Raw genomic sequence first — 23,848 nt, 5'->3', positions numbered from 1 at the left:
GGGCCGGCCCGGACCGACCGATGTGCCGCGAGGAGATGGCGCGATGAAGAAGGGTCCCCGACAGCTCACCTGCCGCCGCCACGTCGACCTCGTCCGCGTCTCCAGCGCCCTCTGTCGTCCCCGCGCCCGGCACGGAACGCCGCGCCGCACCGCCTCGGCCTGACCTCACCCGCCCCCGGCCGCGCCCGCCGCCGGTGCCGCGCACACCCCGTGAGCCGGCGGCCCGGCCGCGCCCGGCCGTCTCACCGCGCATGCCCGTCACGCGTCCTCATGCCTCCTTCACCAGCCCGGGAGTCAACCATGTCCGTCCAGCCGGCCGCAGAGCCCCTGCGCTTCGCCTACTGGGTCCCGAACGTCAGCGGTGGCCTGGTCACGAGCACGATCGAGCAGCGCACCGACTGGGGGTACGACTACAACCGCGAGCTGGCCGTCCTCGCCGAGAACAGCGGATTCGACTACGCGCTCAGCCAGGTCCGCTACATGGCCAGCTACGGCGCCGAGTACCAGCACGAGTCGACCAGCTTCAGCCTGGCGCTGCTGCTCGCCACGCAGCGGCTCAAGGTCATCGCCGCCGTCCACCCCGGGCTGTGGCACCCCGGCGTGCTGGCCAAACTCGGCGCCACCGCCGACCACCTGTCGGGCGGGCGCTTCGCGGTGAACGTCGTCAGCGGCTGGTTCAAGGCCGAGTTCACCGCGCTCGGCGAGCCCTGGCTGGAGCACGACGAGCGCTACCGGCGCTCGGAGGAGTTCATCCGCGCGCTGCGCGCCATCTGGACCGAGGACCACGCCGAGCTGGCCGGCGACTTCTACCGCGTCCGCGACTTCTCGCTCAAGCCCAAGCCGCTCGCCGTCCCGGGCCGTCCGCACCCGGAGATCTTCCAGGGCGGCAACTCCACCGCCGCCCGCGCCATGGCCGGCCGGGTCTCCGACTGGTACTTCAGCAACGGCAAGGACTTCGACGGCGTCACCGAGCAGCTCCGCGACGTGGGCGCCTCCGCCGCGGCGTCCGGCCGCCGCGTCCGGTTCGGGCTGAACGCCTTCCTGATCGCCAGGGACACCGAGGCGGAGGCCCGCGAGGTGCTGCGCGAGATCGTGGCCAAGGCCGACACCGAGGCCGTGCACGGCTTCGGCGCCGCCGTCCGGCAGGCGGGGCGGTCCACGGCCGACGGCAAGGGCATGTGGCAGGACTCCACCTTCGACGACCTGGTCCAGTACAACGACGGCTTCCGCACCGGCCTCATCGGCACCCCCGAGCAGATCGCCGAGCGGATCGTCGCCTACAAGCGCCTCGGGGTCGACCTGTTCCTGCTCGGCTTCCTGCACTACCTGGAGGAGGTCGAGCAGTTCGGCACGCGGATCCTCCCGCTGGTCCGCGAACTGGAGTCACGGCTTCCCGAGGAGACAAGCGCCTCCGCGCCGGCGCGCGTGTGACACACCATCCCTTTCCCTCACACCCCCTCACATCCGAGGAGACGCGCATGAGCATCGCCGCACCCGCGGACTGGAAGACCCTCCCCGGCCCCACCGACCCCGAGGGCTGGATCAAGCGCGCGACCGAGGTGGCCGCCGTCCTCGCCGTGGACGCCGCGGCCCGCGACCGCGCCGGAGCCACCCCGCACGAGGAGATCCGCCTGCTCAAGGACTCCGGCCTGGTCACCCTGCTCGGGCCCGCCGAGCACGGCGGAGGCGGCCAGAAGTGGCCCACCGCCTACAAGGTGGTCCGCGAGGTCGCCAAGGCCGACGGCTCGATCGGCCAGTTGCTCGGCTACCACTACCTGTGGAACTGGGCCGCCCGCCTCGTCGGCACCCGCGAGCAGTGGGAGCAGGTCGAGGCCGCGGCCGCGCGCGACCGGTGGTTCTTCGGCGGCGCGGTCAACCCCCGCGACGACGACGTGGTCGTCCGCGACGAGGGCGACACGCTGGTGTTCAGCGGGCACAAGTCCTTCTCCACCGGCAGCAAGGTCTCCGACGTCACCGTCCTGGAAGGCGTGCTCGACGGCACCGACAAGCACGTCTTCGCCATCGTCCCCTCCGACAGCCCCGGCCTGACCTTCAACGACGACTGGGACAACATCGGCCAGCGGCTCACCGAGAGCGGCAGCGTCACCCTCGACGGGGTGCGCACGCCGTGGGCCGGCGCGGCCGGGTACGTGGACAAGGAGTTCCGGCCCCGCGTCTACAACACGCTCAACGTGCCGATCATCCAGCTCGTCTTCGTCAACTTCTACCTCGGCATCGCCGCCGGCGCCCTGGAGACCGCCGCCGCCTACACGCGCACCCGCTCGCGCGCCTGGCTGCACGGCGGGTACGAGAAGGCCACCGACGAGCCGTACGTCATCGACGCCTACGGCGACCTCACGGCCAAGCTGTGGGCCGCCGAGGCCCTGGCCGACCGGGTGGCGGAGGAAGGGCAGCCGCTGCACGACGACCCCGACGCGGTCACCCCGGCCGACCGCGGCAGGTTCGAGGTCAGGGTCGCCGCCGCCAAGGCGATCAGCACCGAGGTGGCCCTGGAGGTCACCAGCCGGATCTTCGAGGTCACCGGGGCGCGGGCCACCGCCACCGGCCAGGGCCTCGACCGGTTCTGGCGCAACGTCCGCACCCACACCCTGCACGACCCCGTCGCCTACAAGCGCCGCGAGGTAGGCCGGTACGTCCTCACCGGCGACCTTCCCGAGCCGACCTGGTACTCCTGACCACCGCCTCCTGATCGTCCGCACGCCGGACCGGCACGCCGCGCGCACGGCGTGCCGGTCCGGCGCACCACCTCGCCCCCCGCCGTCTCACCCGCCGTTCCGCTCGTCACCGAGGTGATCCTCCATGGCCACCGTCCTCTCCGTCTCGGGAAGCCCGTCCCCGGTCTCGCGCACGGCCCGTCTGTTGCGTCACCTCGACGCCGGGCTGGCCGCGCGAGACCATCAGGTGATCCCTCTGGACGTCCGCCTGCTGCCCCCGCAGGCGCTGCTCGGCGCCGACTTCGACCATCCGGCGCTCGCCGAGGTCCGCAGGCTCATCGACCGGGCCGACGGCCTGGTGATCGGGACGCCCGTGTACAAGGCGGCGTACTCCGGGCTGCTCAAATGCCTGCTGGACCTGCTGCCGCAGTACGCGCTCGCGGGCAAGACCGTGCTCCCGCTGGCCACCGGCGGCACGACCGCGCACGTGCTCGCCATCGACTACGCGCTGCGGCCCGTCCTGTCGTCCATGGGCGCGTCGCACGTCGTGCAGGGCTGGTTCGTGCTGGACCGGCACGTCACCGTCCTGGAGGGCGGCGGCGTCGTGGTCGAGCCGGACACCCAGCTCGCCCTCGACAACGTCCTCGACGGGTTCTCCGCCGCGCTCGGCCGCTCCGCGCTGGCCGCGCCGGTCTGCTGACCTTCCCGAGCCCGCCCGGCGAGCGCGCCCCGCTCCACGCCCGGCCCGTCCAGACCCGTACCCCAGGAGGCATACCGTGCCCGTGCCGACCCCGAGGGCCGCCCACGTGATCACCGGCGAGGCCGAGGCCCTGGCCGTCGCCCGCGAGCTGTCCGCCGCGTTCCGCGCCGGCGCCTCGGAACGGGACGCGCAGCGTAAGCTGCCCCACGCCGAGGTGGACCGCCTGTCGGCCAGCGGGCTGCTCGGCGTCACGGTCCCCGCCGCGCACGGGGGAGCCGACGTCCCCGCGCGCGTCCTCGCCGAGGTCATGCGCCTGCTCGCCGCGGGTGACGCGAGCCTGGCGCAGATCCCGCAGAGCCACTTCGTCTACGTCAACGTGCTGCGCCGCCAGGGCACCCCCGAGCAGCGGCGGTTCTTCTTCCGCGAGGTGCTGGACGGGCGCCGCTTCGGCAACGCGCAGTCCGAGGCGGGCACCAGGCACGTCCAGGACATCCGCACCCGGCTCACCCCGGCGGCCGGCGGCTACCTGCTCAACGGCCTCAAGCACTACTCGACCGGCGCGCTGTTCGCCCACTGGATCCCCGTCCTGGCCCGCGCCGAGGACGACGCGCTGCACGTCGCCTACGTCCCGCGCGACGCCCCCGGCCTGACCGTCGTGGACGACTGGGACGGCATGGGGCAGCGCACGACCGCCAGCGGCACCGTCCGCCTGGAGGACGTCGCCGTGCCCGCCGACCGCGTCGTCCCGCACCACCTGACCTTCCAGGGGCCCCAGGTGCACGGCGCGGTGGCGCAACTGCTGCACGCCGCCATCGACGCGGGCATCGCCGCGGCCGCGCTGGAGGAGGCCGTCGCGTTCGTCCGCACCAAGAGCCGGCCGTGGTTCGAGAGCGGCCTGGACACCGCGGCGCAGGAGCCGCTGCTCATCCAGCGCTTCGGCGAGCTCGCGCTGAAGGTGCGCGCGGGCGACGCCCTGCTCGCCGCGGCGGCCCGCGCGATCGACGACGCCACCGCCGATCTCACCGACGCGACCGCGGCCGAGGCGTCGATCGCCGTCGCCGCCGCGAAGGCGCAGACCTCGGTCGCCGCCGTGGAGACGGCGGACGCGCTGTTCGAGGTGGGCGGCACGCGCTCGGCCCTGGACGGCCTCAATCTGCACCGCCACTGGCGCGACGCCCGCACCCACACCTTGCACGACCCCGTGCGGTGGAAGGTGCAGCACATCGGCCGCTACGTCCTCAACGGCACGCTCCCGCCCCGCCACGGCCTCCTCTGACCTCCGGTACGCGCCCCGTCCGCCGCCCTCTTCCTCCAGGAGATCTCCATGAGTCTGGTCTTCCACTGGTTCCTCCCCACCTACGGGGACAGCCGTCATGTCGTCGGAGGCGGCCACGGGCTTCCGGCCGGGGCGGCGGGCGGGCAGCGGCCCGCGACGCTCGGCTACCTCACCCAGATCGCCCGCGCCGCCGAGCAGCTCGGCTTCGAGGGCGCGCTGACCCCCACCGGGTCCTGGTGCGAGGACGCCTGGCTCACCACCGCCATGATCGCCCGGGAGACCGAGCGGCTCAGGTTCCTCGTCGCGTTCCGCCCCGGCGTCGTCTCCCCGACCCTGGCCGCCCAGATGGCCGCCACCTTCCAGCGGTACGCCCCCGGACGGCTCCTGCTGAACGTGGTCACCGGCGGCGAGAGCCACGAGCAGCGCGCGTACGGCGACTGGCTCGACAAGGACGCCCGCTACGCGCGCACCGGAGAGTTCCTGTCCATCGTCCGTGCCCTGTGGCGCGGGGAGACGGTGACCGCGAAGGGCGAGCACATCCAGGTCGAGGAGGCCCGGCTCGCCCGCCTGCCCGACCCGGTCCCGCCGATCTACTTCGGCGGCTCGTCCCCGGCCGCGGGCGAGGTCGCCGCCCGGCACAGCGACGTCTACCTGACCTGGGGCGAGCCGCCCGCCGCCGTGGAGAAGAAGCTGGACTGGATGCGCGGGCTCGCCGCCGCGGCCGGGCGCACGCCGCGCTTCGGCATCCGGCTGCACGTCATCACCCGGGACACCGCGGCCGAGGCGTGGGCCGAGGCGCGGCGCCTGCTGGACGGCTTCTCCCCGGAGGCCGTCCGCGCCGTCCAGGCCGGGCTGGCCCGCAGCGAGTCCGAGGGGCAGCGCCGCATGCTCGCCCTGCACGGCGGCGCCACCACCGACCTGGAGGTCTCACCCAACCTGTGGGCCGGCATCGGCCTGGTCCGCGGCGGCGCGGGCACGGCCCTGGTCGGCAGCCACGCCGAGGTGGCCGAACGCGTCCTCGAATACCACCGCCTCGGCATCGACGAGTTCATCCTCTCCGGCCACCCCCACGTCGAGGAGGCGTACTGGTTCGGCGAAGGCGTTCTCCCCCTGCTGGCGGCCTCCGGCCACTGGACCCACCCCACGACCCCCGCCGACACCCCCCTCGAAGTCCCCTTCGCCACCGGCGCCACCCGGTGAGCGTGTCCGGCACGCGGCGCGTACCCCATGCCGGGGCCCGCTCACGGCGCCGGGGACACTGCGGTGGGCTGCCATAATTGCCCGGTGACGCTCCCCCTCGACGTGATGGCGGGCCCCGCCGTGGCCGCCCGGCGACACCGGTTGCTCGCGATGCTGATCGACGGCGTACTGCTCTTCCTCCTCAACCTCGTCCTCATCGCCCTGCTGGAGCCGGGGTTGTTCGGCGGCTCGGCCGCCGGGGCGGATTCGGACTCCTCCGGAGGATCGCTGGCGCTCTTCTTCGGCAACCCCTTCCACGATCCGTACTGGTTCACCGATCTCCTGTTGAGTGTCATCGCGGCGCTCTACTTCTGGGGGACGCACGTCCGCTGGGGGCGGACGCTCGGCAAGAAGCTGTGCGGCATCAAGGTCGTCTCCCTCGACGGCGGCCCGTTGACGTCGCGGCAGGCCGGAGTGCGGGCCGCTTCCTATTCGGTGGTGGTGATGGTGCCCTACATCGGGCTCGCGCTCGCCCTCGCCGACCAGCTGTGGATCGTCGGCCCGGGCAAGAGGTGCCTTCATGACCTTCTGGCGGGCACCGTCGTCATCCAGGACTAGGCGGCGCCGAAGGTCATGGCATGCCGCCGCGCGTGATCAGCCGCGCGGCTGGGAAAGTGGGATCCGGATCGTGGTCCCGGCATGGTCTTCCGGCGGTGAGCCGGCGACCATGGAGCGCCGGGACCGCCGGAGCCCGAGCGGAGGGTGCGGGACATGACGGAGTTGAACGCGCGGGCGGCGAAGCTGGACGCGGAGGATCCGCTGGGGTACCTGCGTGCCGAGTTCGATCTCGATCCCGCCGTGGTCTACCTGGACGGGAACTCTCTCGGGGCGCCGCCGCGGCAGGTCGCGGGGCGGGTCGAGGAGGTCGTCAGGGAGCAGTGGGGGCGGCGGCTGATCAGGTCGTGGCCGGAGCGCTGGTGGGTCGCGCCGGAGCGGGTCGGCGAGAAGATCGCCCCGCTGGTGGGCGCGGCGCCCGGGCAGGTGGTCGTGGCGGACTCGACCAGCGTCAACGTGTTCAAGGCGCTGGTGGGCGCGGTGCGGCTGGCTCCGGGGCGCCGTGAGATCGTCGTGGACGCGACGACCTTCCCGACCGACGGGTACGTGGCCGAGTCGGCGGCCGAGCTGACCGGGACGATGGTGGTGCCGGCCGTCGTGGACGAGCTCGACGACGTGCTGAGCGAGCGGACCGCGGTGGTGCTGCTCAACCAGGTGGACTACAAGACCGGGCGGCTGCACGACATGGCCGCTGCCACCGAGAAGATCCACGCGGCGGGCGCGCGTGCGGTGTGGGACCTGTGCCACAGCGTGGGCGTGCTGCCGATCGAGCTCGACGCCCTGGGCGTGGACGTGGCCGTCGGGTGCACCTACAAGTTCCTCAACGGCGGCCCCGGCTCGCCCGCGTTCATCTACGTGCCGCACCACCTGCAGGCGGAATTCCACCAGCCGCTGCCCGGCTGGGGCGGGCACCGCGACCCGTTCGCGATGGAGTCGTCCTACGCCCCCGCGCCGGGCATCGCGCGGGCCCGCGCCGGAACCCCCGACATCTTGTCGCTGCTGGCGCTGGACGCGGCGCTGGAGGTCTGGGACGGCGTGGACATGACCGCCGTGCGGGCCAAGGGGCTGGCGCTGACCGGGTTCTTCATCGAGTGCGTGGACGAGCTGCTGGGGAGGGCGGTCGAGGTGGTGACGCCGCGCGGCGAGTGGCGCGGCCACCAGGTCTCGCTGCGCCACCACGACGCGAGCACGCTGGTCGCCGAGCTGACCGCCCGCGACGTGATCGGCGACTACCGCCCGCCGGACGTGCTGCGCTTCGGCTTCGCCCCGCTGTACGTGACCTACGGGGACGCGCTGCGCGCCGCCCGCGCCCTGGCGGACCTGCTGGCCGAACGGGGCTGAGACGCGGCGGGCGGCTCAGCCGCCGAGCGAGGTGCAGGGGCGGGTGCGCAGGTCGGTGACGTAGTCGTCGGGGGCGCCGGCCTTCTCGGCGGCGTCGGCGAGGATGCCCAGGTAGCGGGCCGAGGGCAGGCCGCCCTCGTAGTCGTCCAGGACGTGGAACCACGCCAGGATCTCGCCGTCGAGGGTGGCCACGCGCAGCTTGACCTTGTGGTAGAGCCCGAGGGCGGCCCCCTCCCACTGGTCGAGGGGCTCCTCGTCCCATTCGGGCACGTCGTACAGGACGACGAAGACGTGCTCATAGGGATCTTCCGCGATGGTGGCGAGCGCGCCCTCCCAGCCGACGTCCTCGCCGCCGAAGGTCAGGCGCCAGCCCTGCAACCAGCCGGTCCCGCGCATGGGCGAGTGCGGAGCGCGCTGAGCCATCTGCTTGGGATCCATGTTGCTGCCATAGGCGGCGTAAACAGGCACGGCATATAAGGGTAATCCAAGATCCGCCCGGTCATCGGGCGCGCCGCACGCAACACGCGCCGGGGTGTGGCGGGCGCCGCGCGTTCTTCCGGTGTGCGCCCCCGGCAGCCGCGGTTTGGTAGGGGTTTTCGTCGCAGTATCGGGGTTTTTACCGATGTTCGTCGCTTCTGCTTGGCCATTGGACCCCGGGCACCCCACCCCATGCGGGACAATGGGGTATGTGACGACGATTGTGATCATAGGTGGCGGGCCCGGCGGCTACGAGGCCGCGCTGGTCGCCGCACAGCTCGGAGCCGAGGTCACCGTGGTCGAACAGGACGGCCCTGGTGGCGCGTGCGTCCTGACCGACTGCGTGCCGTCCAAGACCATGATCGCCACCTCGGTCCGCAAGCAGGCCCTGCTGGACGGCTCGTCGCTCGGGGTCAACTTCACCGGCGGTTCCGACGGCGACGTGGGCGGCGTCCACGTCGATCTCCCGCTGGTCAACGAACGCGTCAAGGAACTCGCCCGCGCCCAGTCCCACGACATCGCCGCCCGGCTCACCGCCGAGGGCGTGCGCATCGTCAAGGGCGCGGGCCGCCTGGTCGACCCGCAGGTCGTGCGGGTGGGCGACGAGACGATCAACGCGGACGTGGTGATCGTCGCCACCGGCGCGACGCCGCGCGTGCTGCCCGGCGCCGAGCCCGACGGCGAGCGCGTGCTGACCTGGCGCCAGCTCTACGACCTGAAGGACCTGCCCGAGCACCTGATCGTCGTCGGCTCCGGCGTCACCGGGGCCGAGTTCGCCGGCGCCTACCGCTCGCTCGGCTCGGAGGTCACGCTCGTCTCCTCCCGCGACCGCATGATGCCCAACGAGGACGCCGACGCCGCCGAGGTCCTCGAAGAGGTCTACCGGCGCCGCGGCATGAACGTCATGGGCAGGTCCCGCGCCGCCTCCGTCAAGCGCACCGCGCACGGCGTGGTCGTCACGCTGGAGGACGGCCGCACCGCCGAGGGCAGCCACTGCCTCATGACCGTCGGCATGATCCCCAACACCTCCGGCATCGGCCTGCAGGAGTGCGGGGTCACCCTCGACCGGCACGGGTTCGTCCAGGTCGACAAGGTCTCCCGCACCTCCGCGCCCGGCGTCTACGCCGCCGGGGACTGCACCGGCGTGCTCATGCTCGCCTCCGTGGCCGCCATGCAGGGCCGCATCGCCGTCTGGCACGCGCTCGGCGAGGCCGTCCAGCCGCTGCGCCTCGCGACCGTCGCCTCCACGATCTTCACCGACCCCGAGATCGCCGCGGTGGGCGTGTCCCAGCGGCAGATCGAGCAGGGCGAGGTCGAGGCCAACGTCGTCAAGCTGCCGCTGGCCACCAACGCGCGGGCCAAGATGCAGGGCTTCGAGGACGGTTTCGTCAAACTGTTCTGCCGGCCGCACACCGGCATCATCCTCGGCGGCGTCGTCGTCGCGCCGCGCGCCTCCGAGCTGATCCTGGCCCTGTCGGTCGCCGTCCAGCACCGCCTGACCGTGGACCAGCTCGCGCACACCTTCGCCGTCTACCCCTCGCTGTCCGGCTCGATCACCGAGGCCGCCCGGCGGCTCATGCTCCCGGTCACCTCCGCCGTCATCTGACCCCCCGCTCCCCGCTCAGGTGAGCCGGGAGCGCACGCGGCCGAGCGCGTCGCGCCCGTGGTGGATCGCCGCGGCCACCCCGCCGAGCTGCGGGATGTCCTGCGCCCCGCTCAGCGCCACCTTGGCCGCCTCGTAGGCGTCCAGCGCCCGGCGCCAGTCCTGGTCGACACTGCCGCCGTCCATGTGGTTGATCTTGTAGTCGAAGTCCAGCGCGTCGATCTCCTCGCCGAGCCGGATCACGTCCTCCTCGGCGGTGCGCCGGGCCGCGGCGAACCGGTTGGCCCGGTCGACCCTGCGCCGGTACGACAGCCCCCAGAGGATCAGCGTGAGGCTCAGCCCGAGCCCGCTGAGGATCATCAGGACCAGCCCGAGACCCCCGCGCCCGCCGGTGGACGCCCCCGTGCCGGAGTCGCCGGAGTCGCCGCCGGAATCCGCGGCGACGTCCTCCTCCGGCAGGTCGGAGGTGCTGCCCACCGCGTCGTCGGGGACGTCCTTCGGCTCGCCGAGCGCGCCGGTCAGGTTGACGTCGTCGGCCTGGATGAAGGACGCGCCCCGCACCGTGGCCCCGTGCAGGTCCGCCCCGCGCAGCTCGGCCTGGGTGAACTCCGCCTCGGTGAGGTTGGCGCCCTTGAACACGGCGAACTGGAGCTTGGCCTGCCCGAGCTTGACCTCCCGCATCTTGGCGCGGGTGAAGTCGGCGTTCCTGGCCTGGACCTGGCCGAGGGTCGCCTCGTTGAGGTCGGCGTCGACGAGCGTGGCGTCGGTGAACTCGGCCTGCGTCAGCTCGGCCCTCGCCATGATCGCGCCGGTGAGGTCCGCGTGGGGGAACTCGGCCTGGCCCGCCTCGGCGTCCGTCAGGATCGCCCCGCGCAGGGTGGCCTGCTTGGCGTGCATCTGGCCGAGGTCGGCGTTGGAGAGGTCCGCGCCGGTCAGGTCGGCGTACTCCAGCCGTGCCTGGGTGAGGTCGGCCTCCTTGAGCGAGGCGTTCTTCAGCAGGGCCCCGGTGAGGTCCTTCTGGGTGAGGTCCACCTCGTCCAGCTTGGCGCCGGTGAGGTCGGCGCACCGCAGGTTCACCGGGAGCGCGGCGCCCTCGGTGAAGTCCTTGCCGCGCAGCTTCACGCCAGAACCCGGCTTGCAGGGCGCCCCCAGCACGGCGGCCTCCGCCGCGGGCCCCGCGGGCGCGGTGAGCAGGAACAGCCCGGTGAGACCCGACACCAGGACCAGGGGGATGGAACGACGCAACGCATGCCTCCTCGACGATCACGCCGAGTCTGACAGGTGATCATATACGCCGGGTTGCACGTCCCTTGCAGATCCCTTTCGCCCTCGAACACGACCTCGCACCCCCCTGCGGTCCGGTGCGCCTCCGCGGCCCTGCTGAACCTCGAACACGACCTCGGACCCCCGCGCTCCGGCGCCCCCCGTGGTCCGGTGCCCCCCGCGCCTCGCGACCGGCCGGAGACGCCGGAGAGCCCCGGCGGGTGTCCGCCGGGGCTCTCGTGGGTCGTACGTTGGCCGTGAGATCTCTCGATGCAGCCGGGACCGGGGTCTACCAGTCGCCTCCGCCGAAGTCGCCCCCGCCGAAGTCGCCCCCGCCGAAGTCGCCGCCTCCGCCGCCCCAGTCGCCGCCACCGCCACCGAAGTCTCCGGCGCCGCTGAAGTCGCCGGCACCGGCGTCCATGCCCTGGGCGTAGCCGGCGTCATAGCCCGCGCCGTAGCCGCCGTGCATGCCCCAGCCGCCGAACGAGCTGCCGAGGACGGTGCCGATGAGCATGCCGGTCATGAGGTCGCCGCCGAAGCCGCCGTAGTAGCCGGAGGCGTAGGGGGCGTAGGCCGGGCCCGCGTCCCAGTAGGGACGGCGCTGGCCGTCGATCATGACCTCGCGCATCTGCGGGTCGAAGCCCTGCTCGACGCGCCGGGCGTCGTCGGCGCAGGCCGGGACGTCACGGGGCGCGCCGCCGGGCGGGGCCCAGCGCACGTCGCGGGCCGAGGGGCCGTGCTGCGGGTTGAAGAAGCAGGGCGCGCGCCGCTCGGGGAGCGGCTGGTTGTTCACGCGGGCCTTCACGCAGGCCAGGGCGTAGCGCCCCTCCTCCAGCGCGGTGGTCACGCCGCGCAGCTCGTCCACGCGCTTGACCGCGGCGAGCTCGGTCTTGGCCCGCTCGTAGGAGTCGAGGGCCTGGCGCCAGTCGTCCTGGTCGGAGGCGCGGTTGCCCGCCACCTTGACGTCGAGGTCCAGCGCGGTGATCTCCTCGCCGAACTTGGTGACGTCCTCCTCGACGGTCTGCTTGACGGCGGCCAGCTCGGCGGCCTCGCGGCGCTCCCGGTCGCGCTTCTTCTTGCGCGAGATCAGGAAGATGCCCAGGCCCCCCGCGACGGCGAGCACCAGGATGCCGATGAGGACGCCGCCGCCACCGCCGCCGCCCGCGGCGCTGCCGGTCTTCAGGGCGCCGCGGGTGTCGCCGCTGACCGCCTTGTCGACGCGGTTGACGAAGTCCTCCATGCCGGAGACGACGTCCTTGTTGTTCGCGACGGCCGCCTCGGCGATGTTCCCGGCGAGGCCGGTCCTGCGGATCGCGGAGGACCCCGCGAACAGCGAGTTGCCGTCCAGGATCGCCACGGTGACGCGGTTCTTGCCCTCGCGGGCCAGCGCCTGCCCGAGCGCGCTGATCAGGTTGCCGGCGGCCGAGTTGCTGGTCACCGTCCCGTCGGCCAGCGCGGCGACGTAGATCGGGCTGTCGGCGCCCTTCAGCGCGTCACGGATGCCGGATTGCTGGTCGGAGCTCAATGTGACGCCCGGCCCCACGTACAGATGGTCCTTGCTGTTCTTCCAACCCGCCACGATCGTGTTCGGGTCGGGCGGGGCCGCGGCCAGCGCCGAGGGCGCCAGCGCGAGCAGCGTGAAAAGGCCGACCAGGGCGGCCACGACTGTGGCCGCCGCGCGGCGCACCGAATGAGTGGTCACGGCTATATGCCTCCTTCGCCCTACAGGACGAATGGGGGGTCGTCAAAGGTTCCTCGATTGGCAACCGTATCCGCTGGACAACGCGGCGTGCGCGTCCGGTGCGGTCAGACGTCCTTGATTTCGCAGATCGCGGCGCCCGCCGTGATGGTCTGCCCCACGGCGGCTTCGAGCCCGGTGACGGCGCCCGCCTTGTGCGCGGTGAGCGGCTGCTCCATCTTCATGGCCTCGAGTACCACGATGACGTCGCCGGCCTGCACGACGTCCCCGTCGGACGCCGCCACCTTCACGATCGTGCCCTGCATCGGGCTGACCAGGGCGTCGCCCCCGGCGGCCGCCGCCGCGCCCCTGCCGCCCGCGCGGCGGGCCGGCTTCCTGGCCGCGGGCTGCCGGGCCGCGGCGGTGGCGGCGGGCAGCACGACCTCCAGGCGCTTGCCGCCGACCTCGACGACCACGCGCTCGCGCTCGGACGGCTCCTCGGCGGAGACGTCGCCGGCGTAGGGCTCGATCGCGCCGGCGAACTCGGTCTCGATCCACCGGGTGTGCACGCCGAACGGCTCGCCGGTGAAGGCCGGGTCGGTCACGACGGCGCGGTGGAACGGCAGGACGGTGGGCATGCCCTCGATCTCGAACTCCGCCAGGGCGCGGCGCGAGCGCGCCAGCGCCTCCTCGCGGGTGCGGCCGGTGATGACCAGCTTGGCGACCAGGGAGTCGAACGACTGCGGCACGGTCATGCCCGGCTCGTACCCCGCGTCCAGGCGGACGCCGGGGCCGGCGGGGACGCGCATGGCGGTCAGCGTGCCGGGGCTCGGCAGGAAGTTGCGGCCGGCGTCCTCGGCGTTGATCCGGAACTCGATCGAGTGGCCGCGCACCTCGGGGTCGCCGTAGCCGATGGGCTCGCCGTCGGCGACGCGGAACATCTCGCGCACCAGGTCGATGCCGGTGACCTCTTCGCTGACCGGATGCTCGACCTGCAGGCGGGTGTTGACCTCGAGGAAGGAGATGGTGCCGTCCTGGCCGACCAGGAACTCGCAGGTGCCCGCCCCGGCGTAGCCGGCCTCCTTGAGGATGGCCTTGGAGGAGGAGTAGAGGAGGTCGAGCTGCTCGGGGGAGAGGAACGGGGCCGGCGCCTCCTCCACGAGCTTCTGGTGGCGGCGCTGGAGCGAGCAGTCGCGCGTGGAGATCACGACCACGTTGCCGTGCTTGTCGGCCAGGCACTGGGTCTCGACGTGGCGGGGCCGGTCGAGGTAGCGCTCGACGAAGCACTCGCCGCGCCCGAAGGCCGTCACCGCCTCGCGCACCGCGGACTCGTACAGCTCGGGGATCTCTTCGAGCGTGCGGGCGACCTTGAGGCCGCGCCCGCCGCCGCCGAACGCCGCCTTGATCGCGATCGGCAGGCCGTGCTCGGAGGCGAACTCGATGACCTCGTCCACCCCGGACACCGGGTCGGGGGTGCCCGCCACCAGCGGCGCGCCCACGCGCTGGGCGATGTGCCGCGCCGCGACCTTGTCGCCGAGCGCGGTGATCGCCGCGGGGGGCGGGCCGATCCACACCAGGCCGGCGTCGATCACGGCCTGGGCGAACTCGGCGTTCTCCGCCAGGAAGCCGTATCCCGGGTGCACGGCGTCGGCGCCCGACCGGGCCGCGACGTCCAGCAGCTTGCCGATGTCGAGATAGGTCTCCGCGGGGGTCTGGCCGCCGAGGGCGTAGGCCTCGTCGGTCATGCGGACGTGCAGCGCGTCGAGGTCTTGCTCCGCGTACACGGCCACGCTGCCCAGCCCGGCGTCCTTGCATGCGCGGGCGATCCGCACGGCTATCTCGCCACGGTTGGCGATCAGGACCTTCTCCACCCGAGGTCGTCCCTTTCCTGTTCCTCGCAAGGGGCCCCAAGGGGGCTCTGTCCTCCCAAGGGGGCGTTGCGCCTTCCACGGAGTGTAGGCGTCCTCTGATCTCAGGTGACCCCTACCCCCTCCCCGGGATTCGGGGAACCCGGCGCCGGCGCACGGGCGGGGAAGGCGATAACCAGTCGATATAAGCAGTGCATCTTAGGGGTTGGACGTCTAAGGTAGGGGCGTTTGGCCACCCCCTGTGTGCAGTCGACCCTCAAGGAGACCGGCATGAGCCAGAGCTTGCTCGGCGGCGACCCCGCGGAAATGCAGAACATGGCCGCCCAGTTCACGCAGCAGGCCGAGCAGGTGCGTCAGACGATGGCGGCGCTCGACCGCGAGGCCGCGAAGGTCGGCACGGCGTGGACGGGCCCCGGGGCCACCCGGTTCGGCGGCGCCTGGCAGAACTACCGGCAGGCGTTCCAGCGGATGTCGGAGGAACTGGCCGAGGCGTCCCGCATCATCAACACCTACCGCGGCAACATCGAGTCCGCGACGCGATAGCGCGGCGAACGTGAGACGCGGCGCGACGGGGACGGCGACCGGCTCGCCGTCCCCGTTCCGCGTCACGGCCCGGCCGGTGGGCTTCCACGGCCGGGCCGCGCCGTCCCGGGACGGCGACCGCGGCGCCTCGGTGGTCGAGCTGGCGCTGATCATGCCCGTGGTGCTGATCGTCATCCTGCTGGTCGTGCAGTTCGCGCTGGTCTTCCACGGCAGGCAGGTCGCCGACGCCGCCGCGCGCGAGGGCGCCAGGATCGCCAGGGCGGCCGGCACGGGCTCGCCGGGGTGGCGTGGCGCCGCCGAGGCGCGGGCGCGGGCCATCGTGCGCGACGTCGGCCCCAGGATGCTCGGTTCGGTGACCGTGCGGGCCTGGGAGAGGGGGGACCAGCGCGGCGTGACGGTCCAGGGGAACGCGGTCGCGGCCGTCCCCCTGCTGCCCGGCATGACGTTCACGGTCACCTCGACGTTCGGCGGCCCGATCGAGTGCTTCCGCCCGGACGACGGCAGCCCGGGCTGCCGGTAGCGGCCGGCCTCACGCGCTCAGGGCCGCCTGGATCGGCGTGACCGTGCCCGAGATCACCAGCAGCCCCCGCCCGGGCGGCCCGCCCACCGCGCCGCGCGGCAGGCGCACGTTGAACAGGTCGCCGTCGGCGGGGCTCTGCACCGACAGCAGCAGCCCGGTGCGTGACTTGCGCGCCTCGGCCACGAAGCCGCGGTAGGCGGTCGCCAGGTCGCCCGTGGTGCCCGCGACCAGCAGGCCGTGCTCGCCGTCCCTGCCGCTGCGCAGCGTGCTCTCCAGGGCCATGCCGAGCGGGGAGTCCGGCGAGATCAGCTCGGCGTCGTCCACCAGCACGACGTACCGGTCGTGTCCGAGCAGCACGGCGGGCAGGTCCTCCCCCTCCGCGGAGACCACCCCGAGGACGCCGTCCTGCCCGGCCAGGTCGCGCAGGGGGCTGCGGCGCGGGGCCACCACGGCGACGGGGGTGTCCTGGCCGAGCAGCGAGCGCGCGGCCGTGAGCAGCGCCGAGGACCGCCCGGACCTGGACGGGCCCGCCACCACCGCGGCCGGGCCCTGCGCGAGCAGGTCGACGCCGAGCGGCGCCAGCGAGTCGCCGCCCGCGCCGAGCAGCGCCCACAGCGGCGAAGGAGGCGTGAACCCGGCGACCAGGTCGAGCGCCTGGGCGGCGGTGACGCGCATCGGCAGCGCGTCCACCCGCAGCAGCGAGGCGGGCGAGGGGAACCGCTCGGCGGACTTCTTGGCCAGGGACTGCAGGACGGCGACCTGGGCCGGCCCGGACGGGTCGTCGTCGAGCAGCGCGATCTGGTTCTCGGTCACGCCCTGCTCGCCGACCGACAGCGCGCGCCCGGGCGGCATGACGGTGGGCAGGGCGCGCGGCGGCAGCCCGGCGAGGCCGTAGTCGGCGGGGTCGGCCAGCCGCATGATCAGGCGATCGTCGAAGAGCGTGGAGATCTGCCCGAGCAGCCCGGACCTGTCGGCGGTGACCACGGCGCGCAGCCCGACGGCGGGCCCCTCGCGCAGCAGTTGCATCAGCGACTCCAGCAGCCGCCCGTAGTCGTAGCCCTCGAACGCGGCGGCGAAGCCCTCCCAGCGGTCCAGCAGGAGCACCAGCCACGGCATCCGCAGCGTCGAGTGCGGCCCCGCGGCCTGCCGCGCCTCGGCCAGGGAGGCGTACCCGGCCTCGGCGAGCACCTGCTGCCTGCGCCCGATCTCGGCGCGCAGGCGGGCCAGCAGGCGCTCGACGCGGTCGAGCTGGTCGCGGGTGACGACCGCGCCGCAGTGGGGGAGCGCCACGAACGGCAGCAGCGCCCCCGACCCGCAGTCGATGGCGTGCAGGTGGACGTCCTGCGGCGAGGCGAGCCGCGCGATGGAGGCCGCCAGCGTGCGCAGCGCGGTGGACCTGCCCGTGCGCGCCGTGCCCGCGATCAGCAGGTGGCCGCCGTGCGGCAGGTCGAGGGCGAGAGGCCTGCGGTCCTGCGCGGCGGGCAGGTCGGTGACGCCGAACGGCAGCGGCGGCACCTCCCGGCCGGCCGGGGCCGGCGGGCCGTCCAGGTCGTCCAGCAGCATCGACTCCGGCAGCGGCGGCAGCCATGGGCTGGGCTGGCCGGGCACGCCCGCGACGCGCGCGGCGTCGACGACCGCGTCCACCAGGACGGCGAGGTCGCTCGCCGGCGCGGTGGACGACAGCCCGGCGGTGACGGGCTCGGGGGCCGTGCGCAGCGGGTGGCCGAGGTCGCGCCAGCCGACCTCCACGACCTTCGGGCCCGCGCTCGTCCTCCCGCCCTCCACGGCCCTGCCGCCGATCCTGGCCGTCTGGACCGGCTGGGCGGGCGCGGCGCCCGAGCGCACGTAGCAGCGGCCGGGCGTGGACTTGGAGATGTGGGCGGCCTCCGGGCCGGAGATGACGTCGGCGGACTCGGCGGGCTCGGTGACCCGCAGGGCGATGCGCAGCGAGGTGTTGGCCTGGATGTCGGCGGTGACGACGCCGGCGGGGCGCTGGGTCGCGAGCACCAGGTGGATGCCGAGCGACCGGCCGCGCCGGGCGATGTCGACCAGGCCGTCCACGAAGTCGGGCAGCTCCGACACCATGGCGGCGAACTCGTCGATGATCAGCAGCAGGCGGGGCAGCGGCGCGCGCGGGCCGTCGAGCTCCTGGTAGTCGTCGATGTCCTTGGCCCCGGCGGCGAGCAGCAGGCGCTCCCTGCGGCGGATCTCGGCGGCCAGCGAGGACAGGGCCCGCTGGGTGAGGTGCTCGTCGAGGTCGCTGACCATGCCGACGGTGTGCGGCAGGCGCACGCACTCCTTGAACGCGGCCCCGCCCTTGTAGTCGATCAGCACGAACGTCATCTCGTCCGGCCGGTTGGCCACGGCGAGCGAGCAGATGAGGGTCTGCAGCAGCTCGGACTTGCCCGCGCCGGTGGTGCCCGCGACCAGCGCGTGCGGGCCGTCGGTGCGCAGGTCCACGCTGAAGGGGCCCTCGGGCCCGACGCCGATCGGCACCCGGGTCGTACGGCCGCCGGCGCGCCAGCGGGAGGCGATCGCCCGGCCGGTCGGGGCGGGCAGCGCCAGCAGGTCCAGCAGCCGCACCGAGCCGGGCAGGACGGCGGTCGCGTCGTCCCTGCTCACGTCGCGCAGCGGGGCCAGGGACCGCGCCAGGCGGTCGCACCAGGCGGCGGAGACGCGGTCGGCGAGGATCTCGCCGATGGCGTCCAGGCCGCCGCCCCGCAGCCGGACGAAGCCGCTCTCGCCGCAGTCGACCACGGTGGCGCACTCCTCGGGGAGCAGCCGCTGGTCCTCGTCGATCGCGATCGTGTAGACCCCGGCGCGCGGGCCCTGCCTGAGCACCTGCGGCATCCCGGGCAGGCCGCGCAGCACCTGGGCGCCGTCCAGGATCACCAGCACGTCGTAGGGCCGGTCGTCGTAGGAGGCGTACAGCGGCTCCTCGCCGGGCTGGAAGGAGCGGCCCCACGACTTGACCGCGCCGAGCATCCCTTGCGGGTCGTCGTCGCCGAGGCGCGTGGCGATCAGCGCGGCCAGCTCGGAGACGCGCTGGGCCGCCGCCTCGGGGTCGGCGCCGACCAGCGCGACGGCGTCGGCGTCGCGGGGGGCGCAGTGCGGCAGCCAGCGGGCCCAGTTCCACCGGGCCGCGCCGTCGGCGTTGGCGCAGAGCACGACCACGGCCAGGTCGCGCGGGCTGTGCAGGGTGACGGCGGCGCCGACCAGCGAGCGGGCGACGCCGAGCGCGGTGTCCCGCGGCCCGGTCACGCCGGCCACGCCCAGCCGCCGCATGGCCAGCGACACCGGCACGGCGCCGGAGGTCGGCGGCTCGGGCATCGCCAGGTCGGCGGAGGCGCCGCGCTCGGGCACGAACTCGATCTCCGCGGGCAGGTCGGCGAGGCCGACGCGCAGGCGCAGGGCGTCGGGGTCGTGGCTCCTGCGCTCCCACAGCCGCCCGCGGGGGCCGGTGGCGGTCAGCAGCAGCTCGGCCGGGTCGGGGGAGGCGGCGCGGCGTTCCACCTCGTTCACGGCCCTGGCCTTCTCGACGGCGGCCTTGAACGCGGCCTGCCGCTCCTTGTACGCCTTGAGGTCCTGGCGGTACTTCCTGCGCCCGTGCCGGCGGTCGCTGATCCACTGCCCGATCATGATCATCGGGGTCATGAGCGCGATCAGCAGGTAGAACCACATCTGGAACACCCAGGCCAGGGCCAGGCCGAGCACGGCGGGCAGGAAGGCGGCCAGCAGTTGCAGGCGCATGCCCTCGCCCCGGGACGGCTCGGCGGGCACCTCGAACCTCCTGCGCCGCTCGGCGGGACGCAGGCGCGGCGGCCGGTTGTAGGCGAGCCCGCCCTCGGGCAGCGCGTCGAGGTGGGCGTCGGGCGCCTCGGTCGCCCGCAGCACGAGCACCGAGTTCCCGCAGGTCAGCGGGGCGCCTTCCGGCCAGGGGCGTGGCGCGCCGACCTGCTCGCCCGCGACGTGGGCGGCGGAGTAGGTGGTCCCGCGCACCATGGCGCCGATGATCTCGTGGGCCGGCGCGCCGAGGTCCACGGGCTCCGAGGCGGCGCGCCGCGCCCGCCGGGCGCCGCGGCGCGGCCGCTCCGCCGGTTCCCTGCCCGGCGGCGTGACCGACCGCACCAGCACCTCGTCCGGCGTGACCCGGATCTCCACGGCCTCCGCGGGCATGTCCGGATCGTCCACCGGCACCGCGCACGCCGGGCCCGAGCCGATGACGTGCACGCCGAGGCCCAGCCGGTGCACCGACCCGGCGGCCGGGCCGCCCACGACCCTGACCTCGGCCACGCCGCCCGGCTCCGCCAGCACCGTGGCCCCGGCCGTCCGCTGGTCCAGCGTCACCAGGTCGCCGTCGCGCAGCGCGGCCACCACGGGCGCGTCCGGGTCGAGCCGCCTGCCGTCCACCCATAAGGACGGCACCTCGGGGCCGGGCCCGGCCTTGGCCGCCGGGCGCGGGCGCCCGCCCATGCCGTACGGCGCCCGTGCCCGGGCCAGACGTACGACGTTGCCCAGGGTCTCCTCCGGCACGCCCTTCAGGGCGGCGGCGAGCCCCGCGACCGTGGTCTCCTCGTCGCCCTCGGCCACCACGTCGCGGTGGCCGTGCTCCGAGACCACGGTAAGCATGATCCGCATGCGGCGTTCTCCTCCGGGTCCGGCTCCCGCGCTTCAACGTAGCGACGGGAGTCCGCCCGGTCCGGAGGTTTACGCCATCTAGACCCGCGGGTGCCCGTTCTCCTACTTCTCCACTTTCTTGCCTTCGGGGTCGATCAGATGCCACTTGCCGCCGAAACCGGTCTTGCCCTGGCCGTTGAAGTCGCCGGAGACCTTGTCGCCGCTGAAGTAGTACAGCGGGTGCTTGTTGTAGGTGACCTGCTTCTCGCCCTGCTTGCGCGTCGTGGTGCCGAGCAGGCTCTCCTTCACGCCCTCGCCCGCGCGGGGCTTGTCCCGGGTGACCAGCGGAGGCCAGGCGGTGGCGCAGGCGTCGTTGCAGTTGGACGTGTTGTCGGTGTCCTTGTCGAAGACGTACAGGGCCCTGCCGTTCTCGCCCACCAGCACCTTGCCGTACCGGGAATCGGCGACCCGCACCTTGGCGTGCTCGGGCGTCGGCATGGGGCTCGCGGACTCGGTGGGCGAGACGCCGGGCGAGGCGGTCGGAGAGCCGCCGGGCGAGGCCGTCCCGGTCGGGGAGGCGGTGGGAGACGTGCCGGGGTAGCCGGTTTCCGTGCCCGTCGGGGTCGGAGATTCCGTGGCGTTGGCCGCGGCCCTGCTGTAGTTGGCGTTCGGCGTGGTCGAACCGCCGCAAGCGCTCACCAGCAGGACCGTTGTGGCCAGCCCGATGCTCGACGCCAGGATTCTGTCCATGACCCCCTCCTTCTCACGTGCTCCGCACCTGCGTGCCGAGACGGACATATGCATCTGCCGAGGGGAGACGTAGCTATCGTTCCCGCCAATCCGTGCTTCAGTACATCCATGCTTGTTTCCGGTGTTCTCCTGGGATAAGGCCGATGGGAAACGGCGCTAACCTTGGTGGCCGGGTGCGCGCGTCCCCGTGCCGGAGGCCGGGCCCGCCGCCGGTTCCCGTTCACCTGCCGGTCGGTCACGGCCTGCCGTCCACAGGCGCGGGGAAATTCGACCTCGCCTGTGGATAAGTCTGTGGACGGCGCTGGGCTGGCAGGTCTAAACCGGATATTTCTCCATATTCCTGGCGAAAGTCCGGTGCTGGTCCCCGGCCGGGACTGTGGACGAACATGTGGACAAGAGCGGACAAGGCCATGCGCCTCCGGCAGGCGAGGTGTACGGCCGGTTAACGGAAAGGGGCGCCGATGCCGGGATACGTGCAGGTCCAGGTGGCCGTCGACGACAGGGCCAAGGCCGCGGAACTGGCGCGCTCGGCCGTCGGCGCCCGGCTCGCCGCCTGCGCCCAGATCGTCGGGCCCGTCACCAGCGTCTACCGCTGGAAGGGCGAGCTCGAGACCGCCGAGGAGTTCCTGCTTCTCGTCAAGACCACGCGGGAGCGCGCGGAGGCCCTCACCGAGCTGATCCGCCGCGATCACCCCTACGAGACGCCGGAGATCATCACCCTGCCCGTCGACGGCGGGCTCGGCGCCTATCTTCGCTGGATCGACGAGGAAACCGGTTCGTCCGCCTCCGGCGGGGTTCGTGCGGAGAACGGTTAAGATGCCGATCCGCGGGGAACACCCGGGTGGCGCGGGTGACAGATGTTACTGGCGTTACTGTCGATACAAAGGAGAATATCGACGGAAATTTCGGTGTGGGCGATGTCCCGGGACCGATGGGATTGATGACCCTCCCATTGACAGCTAATCCATAGTGGATGAGCATGGGTCCGGTTTCCAAGCCGGAGCTTGATGCAAGCGGCACGCGATCGTACGAGAATTTCGGTGATAACCGAAGTCTTGTCCTAACATATCCGTGACCATGCCGTTTCGCCCCGTGGTCATGCGGTTCGTCTCGATCGGCCCAGTGTTGATCGATATCAGCGCATGGTCGGGGGCCGTCGGCCTGGTCCCTGATTCGGGAGCCCCCCACCCATGAGGATCAGCGAGAGACCCGACCGCGACAGCCGAGCCCCGGTGAACGCCGAGCGGCCCGGGTCGCCGGGCGCGCTGTCGGGCCCCGCGTCGCGCAAGCTCCCCGTCCCGCCCCGCGAGCGCAAGCCCGCCCTCGCGGCGCTCGCCCTGTTACTCGTCCTCGGCGGCGCCCTCGCCACCACCCTCCTGGTCGTGCGCAGCGGCGACCGCGTCTCCGCCATCCGCATCACCCAGCAGGTCGGCCCCGGCCAGCCGATCCCGCCCGAGGCGATGGAAGAGGTGCAGATCGCCGACACCGGCGTCGCCTACGTCGACTACCGGCACCGCCAGGAGGTCGCCACCACCTTCGCCCGCGTCACCCTCCTGCCCGGCACGCTCCTCACCGAGCAGATGGTCAGCAGGTCCAGCGAGCAGGTCGGCCCCGGCAAGGTGATCCTCGGCCTGGCGCTCAAGGCGGGCCAGATGCCCCTGGACCTCAAGGCCGGCGACCACGTCCAGGTCCTGTACGCCCCCGGCTCCGGCAAGGCGGCGGCGCAGGGCAAGGTGCTCGCGCCGAGCGCGCTCGTCGACGCCGTGGGCGGCGGCGAGACCAGCAGCACCGGCCTGGTCTCCATCGTCGTGGACGCCACCGTCTCGCCCACGATCGCCATGTACGCCTCCGGCGGCGAGATCGCCGTCGGCAAGCTGCCCGGAGCGGGGTGACGTGGCGCTCATCGCCCTCGCCGCGGACAAGGGAGCCCCGGGCGTGACCACCGCCGCCACCGCCCTCGGCGCGGTGTGGCCCCGGCCCGTCCTGCTCGCCGAATGCGACCCCTCCGGCGGCGACCTGGTCTACCGGCTCCCCGGCATGGACGGCACCGTGCTCAACCCGTCCCGGGGCCTGCTCAGCCTCGGCGCCACCGCCCGGCGCGGCCTGCGCCCCGAGCAGGTCCACGAGCACACCCAGAAGCTCGTGGGCGGCCTCGACGTCCTCACCGGGCTGACGCACGGCGAGCAGGCCGCGGGCCTGACGTGGCTGTGGGGCCCGCTCGGCCGCGCCCTGGCCGCGCTGCCGCAGGCCGACGTCCTGGCCGACCTCGGCAGGCTCGGCGCCCACCCGCAGATCAACGAGCTGATCGCCGAGGCCGAGCTGACGCTGCTGTTCACCCGGCCCAGCCTCGACCACGTGGCCCACCTCCGCGAGCGGCTCGCGCTCATGACCGGCGAGATCGGCGTCGTGGTGATCGCCGAGCCCCGCTCGTACCGGTCCTCCATCGAAGAGGTCGGGCGCATCGTCGCCGCCACCGGCGTCGACGCCGCCTTCGTCGCGGGCCTGGCCTACGACCCCAAGGGCGCCGAGCTGCTGCGCGGCCAGTGGGGCGGACGCCTGGACCGATCCCTGCTCATCCGCACCGCCCGCGAGCTGGCCGGCCGCCTGGCCGCCCGCGTCGCGCCCGGCCGCGCGCCCGCCGCCGAGCCGCCCCGCGCGCGCGGCGTCTCCACCGAGCCGCCGCGTCCCCGCTCAGGGGGCCTGTCGAGATGAGCGTCGCGGGAGCGGTGAAGGGGAGGCGCGG

20 protein-coding genes are annotated in these 23,848 nt (G+C 73.4%); 14 read left to right on the top strand and 6 right to left on the bottom strand.

The window, feature by feature from the left end; genetic code table 11:
* Positions 1-43 precede the first annotated feature (43 nt).
* The 8 genes from BJ981_RS38975 to kynU all read left to right on the top strand — a co-directional run bounded on the left by BJ981_RS38975 (position 44) and on the right by kynU (position 7,786).
* Positions 44-163, top strand: coding sequence for a putative leader peptide (locus BJ981_RS38975; RefSeq protein WP_311745289.1), 120 nt, complete (start codon positions 44-46; stop codon positions 161-163).
* A gap of 137 nt (positions 164-300) precedes the next feature.
* Positions 301-1,431 (top strand): dimethylsulfone monooxygenase SfnG, encoded by a 1,131-nt coding sequence (sfnG, locus tag BJ981_RS02345; RefSeq protein WP_184608084.1) that lies wholly within the window; start codon positions 301-303, stop codon positions 1,429-1,431.
* Between the two features lie 47 nt (positions 1,432-1,478).
* A complete protein-coding gene (locus BJ981_RS02340) occupies positions 1,479-2,696 on the top strand; it encodes an acyl-CoA dehydrogenase family protein (RefSeq protein WP_184608083.1) in 1,218 nt (405 codons plus the stop codon).
* Positions 2,697-2,820: 124 nt separating this feature from the next.
* On the top strand, positions 2,821-3,375 hold the full coding sequence (ssuE, locus tag BJ981_RS02335) for an NADPH-dependent FMN reductase (RefSeq protein ID WP_184608082.1): 555 nt from the start codon (positions 2,821-2,823) through the stop codon (positions 3,373-3,375).
* A gap of 76 nt (positions 3,376-3,451) precedes the next feature.
* Complete coding sequence (locus BJ981_RS02330) at positions 3,452-4,651, top strand: SfnB family sulfur acquisition oxidoreductase (RefSeq protein ID WP_239139119.1); 1,200 nt, start codon at positions 3,452-3,454, stop codon at positions 4,649-4,651.
* Positions 4,652-4,699: 48 nt separating this feature from the next.
* Complete coding sequence (locus BJ981_RS02325; protein WP_184608081.1) at positions 4,700-5,851, top strand: LLM class flavin-dependent oxidoreductase; 1,152 nt, start codon at positions 4,700-4,702, stop codon at positions 5,849-5,851.
* Positions 5,852-5,935: 84 nt separating this feature from the next.
* Positions 5,936-6,448 carry an RDD family protein gene (locus tag BJ981_RS02320; protein WP_184608080.1) on the top strand — a complete coding sequence of 171 codons (513 nt, stop codon included), beginning with the start codon at positions 5,936-5,938 and terminating at the stop codon, positions 6,446-6,448.
* A gap of 153 nt (positions 6,449-6,601) precedes the next feature.
* The gene (kynU, locus tag BJ981_RS02315; RefSeq protein WP_184608079.1) at positions 6,602-7,786 is read left to right on the top strand and encodes a kynureninase; all 1,185 of its coding nucleotides are present in this window, start codon (positions 6,602-6,604) and stop codon (positions 7,784-7,786) included.
* A gap of 15 nt (positions 7,787-7,801) precedes the next feature.
* Here the strand turns inward: kynU and BJ981_RS02310 are convergent, their stop codons facing one another.
* Positions 7,802-8,254 (bottom strand): gamma-glutamylcyclotransferase family protein, encoded by a 453-nt coding sequence (locus tag BJ981_RS02310; RefSeq protein ID WP_184608078.1) that lies wholly within the window; start codon positions 8,252-8,254, stop codon positions 7,802-7,804.
* Positions 8,255-8,474: 220 nt separating this feature from the next.
* On the opposite strand from BJ981_RS02310, the gene BJ981_RS02305 reads away from it, so the two are divergent.
* Entirely contained in the window at positions 8,475-9,869 is a 1,395-nt protein-coding gene (locus BJ981_RS02305; protein ID WP_184608077.1) for an NAD(P)H-quinone dehydrogenase, read from the top strand.
* A gap of 15 nt (positions 9,870-9,884) precedes the next feature.
* Here the strand turns inward: BJ981_RS02305 and BJ981_RS02300 are convergent, their stop codons facing one another.
* The 3 genes from BJ981_RS02300 to BJ981_RS02290 form a co-directional block, all read right to left on the bottom strand.
* Positions 9,885-11,111: a pentapeptide repeat-containing protein gene (locus BJ981_RS02300; protein ID WP_184608076.1), complete on the bottom strand. Its 1,227-nt coding sequence runs from the start codon at positions 11,109-11,111 to the stop codon at positions 9,885-9,887.
* 307 nt (positions 11,112-11,418) lie between these two features.
* Positions 11,419-12,831, bottom strand: a complete 1,413-nt coding sequence (locus BJ981_RS02295; protein WP_239139120.1) for a hypothetical protein — start codon at positions 12,829-12,831, stop codon at positions 11,419-11,421.
* Positions 12,832-12,935: 104 nt separating this feature from the next.
* A complete protein-coding gene (locus BJ981_RS02290; protein WP_184608075.1) occupies positions 12,936-14,678 on the bottom strand; it encodes an acetyl/propionyl/methylcrotonyl-CoA carboxylase subunit alpha in 1,743 nt (580 codons plus the stop codon).
* Positions 14,679-14,945: 267 nt separating this feature from the next.
* On the opposite strand from BJ981_RS02290, the gene BJ981_RS02285 reads away from it, so the two are divergent.
* On the top strand, positions 14,946-15,218 hold the full coding sequence (locus BJ981_RS02285) for a WXG100 family type VII secretion target (protein WP_184608074.1): 273 nt from the start codon (positions 14,946-14,948) through the stop codon (positions 15,216-15,218).
* Between the two features lie 10 nt (positions 15,219-15,228).
* Positions 15,229-15,738, top strand: a complete 510-nt coding sequence (locus BJ981_RS02280) for a TadE/TadG family type IV pilus assembly protein (RefSeq protein WP_239139121.1) — start codon at positions 15,229-15,231, stop codon at positions 15,736-15,738.
* Between the two features lie 9 nt (positions 15,739-15,747).
* Here BJ981_RS02280 and BJ981_RS02275 read toward each other — a convergent pair whose 3' ends face one another.
* Together BJ981_RS02275 and BJ981_RS02270 are read right to left on the bottom strand one after the other, a co-directional pair.
* Entirely contained in the window at positions 15,748-20,376 is a 4,629-nt protein-coding gene (locus tag BJ981_RS02275; RefSeq protein ID WP_184608073.1) for an FtsK/SpoIIIE domain-containing protein, read from the bottom strand.
* Positions 20,377-20,478: 102 nt separating this feature from the next.
* Entirely contained in the window at positions 20,479-21,105 is a 627-nt protein-coding gene (locus BJ981_RS02270; protein WP_184608072.1) for a COG4315 family predicted lipoprotein, read from the bottom strand.
* A gap of 461 nt (positions 21,106-21,566) precedes the next feature.
* Here BJ981_RS02270 and cutA point away from each other — a divergent pair, with 461 nt between their 5' ends.
* The 3 genes from cutA (at position 21,567) to BJ981_RS02255 (ending at position 23,817) form a co-directional block, all read left to right on the top strand.
* The gene (gene cutA, locus BJ981_RS02265) at positions 21,567-21,920 is read left to right on the top strand and encodes a divalent-cation tolerance protein CutA (protein ID WP_184608071.1); all 354 of its coding nucleotides are present in this window, start codon (positions 21,567-21,569) and stop codon (positions 21,918-21,920) included.
* A gap of 375 nt (positions 21,921-22,295) precedes the next feature.
* Entirely contained in the window at positions 22,296-22,997 is a 702-nt protein-coding gene (locus tag BJ981_RS02260; protein WP_184608070.1) for a hypothetical protein, read from the top strand.
* Between the two features lies 1 nt (position 22,998).
* Complete coding sequence (locus BJ981_RS02255; RefSeq protein WP_184608069.1) at positions 22,999-23,817, top strand: CpaE/TadZ family protein; 819 nt, start codon at positions 22,999-23,001, stop codon at positions 23,815-23,817.
* The last annotated feature ends 31 nt before the right edge of the window (positions 23,818-23,848 follow it).

Source organism: Sphaerisporangium krabiense (assembly GCF_014200435.1).
Taxonomy (GTDB): Bacteria; Actinomycetota; Actinomycetes; order Streptosporangiales; family Streptosporangiaceae; genus Sphaerisporangium; species Sphaerisporangium krabiense.
Note: the sequence above shows the minus strand (reverse complement) of the source record. Positions and strands in the feature narration are given on the sequence as shown.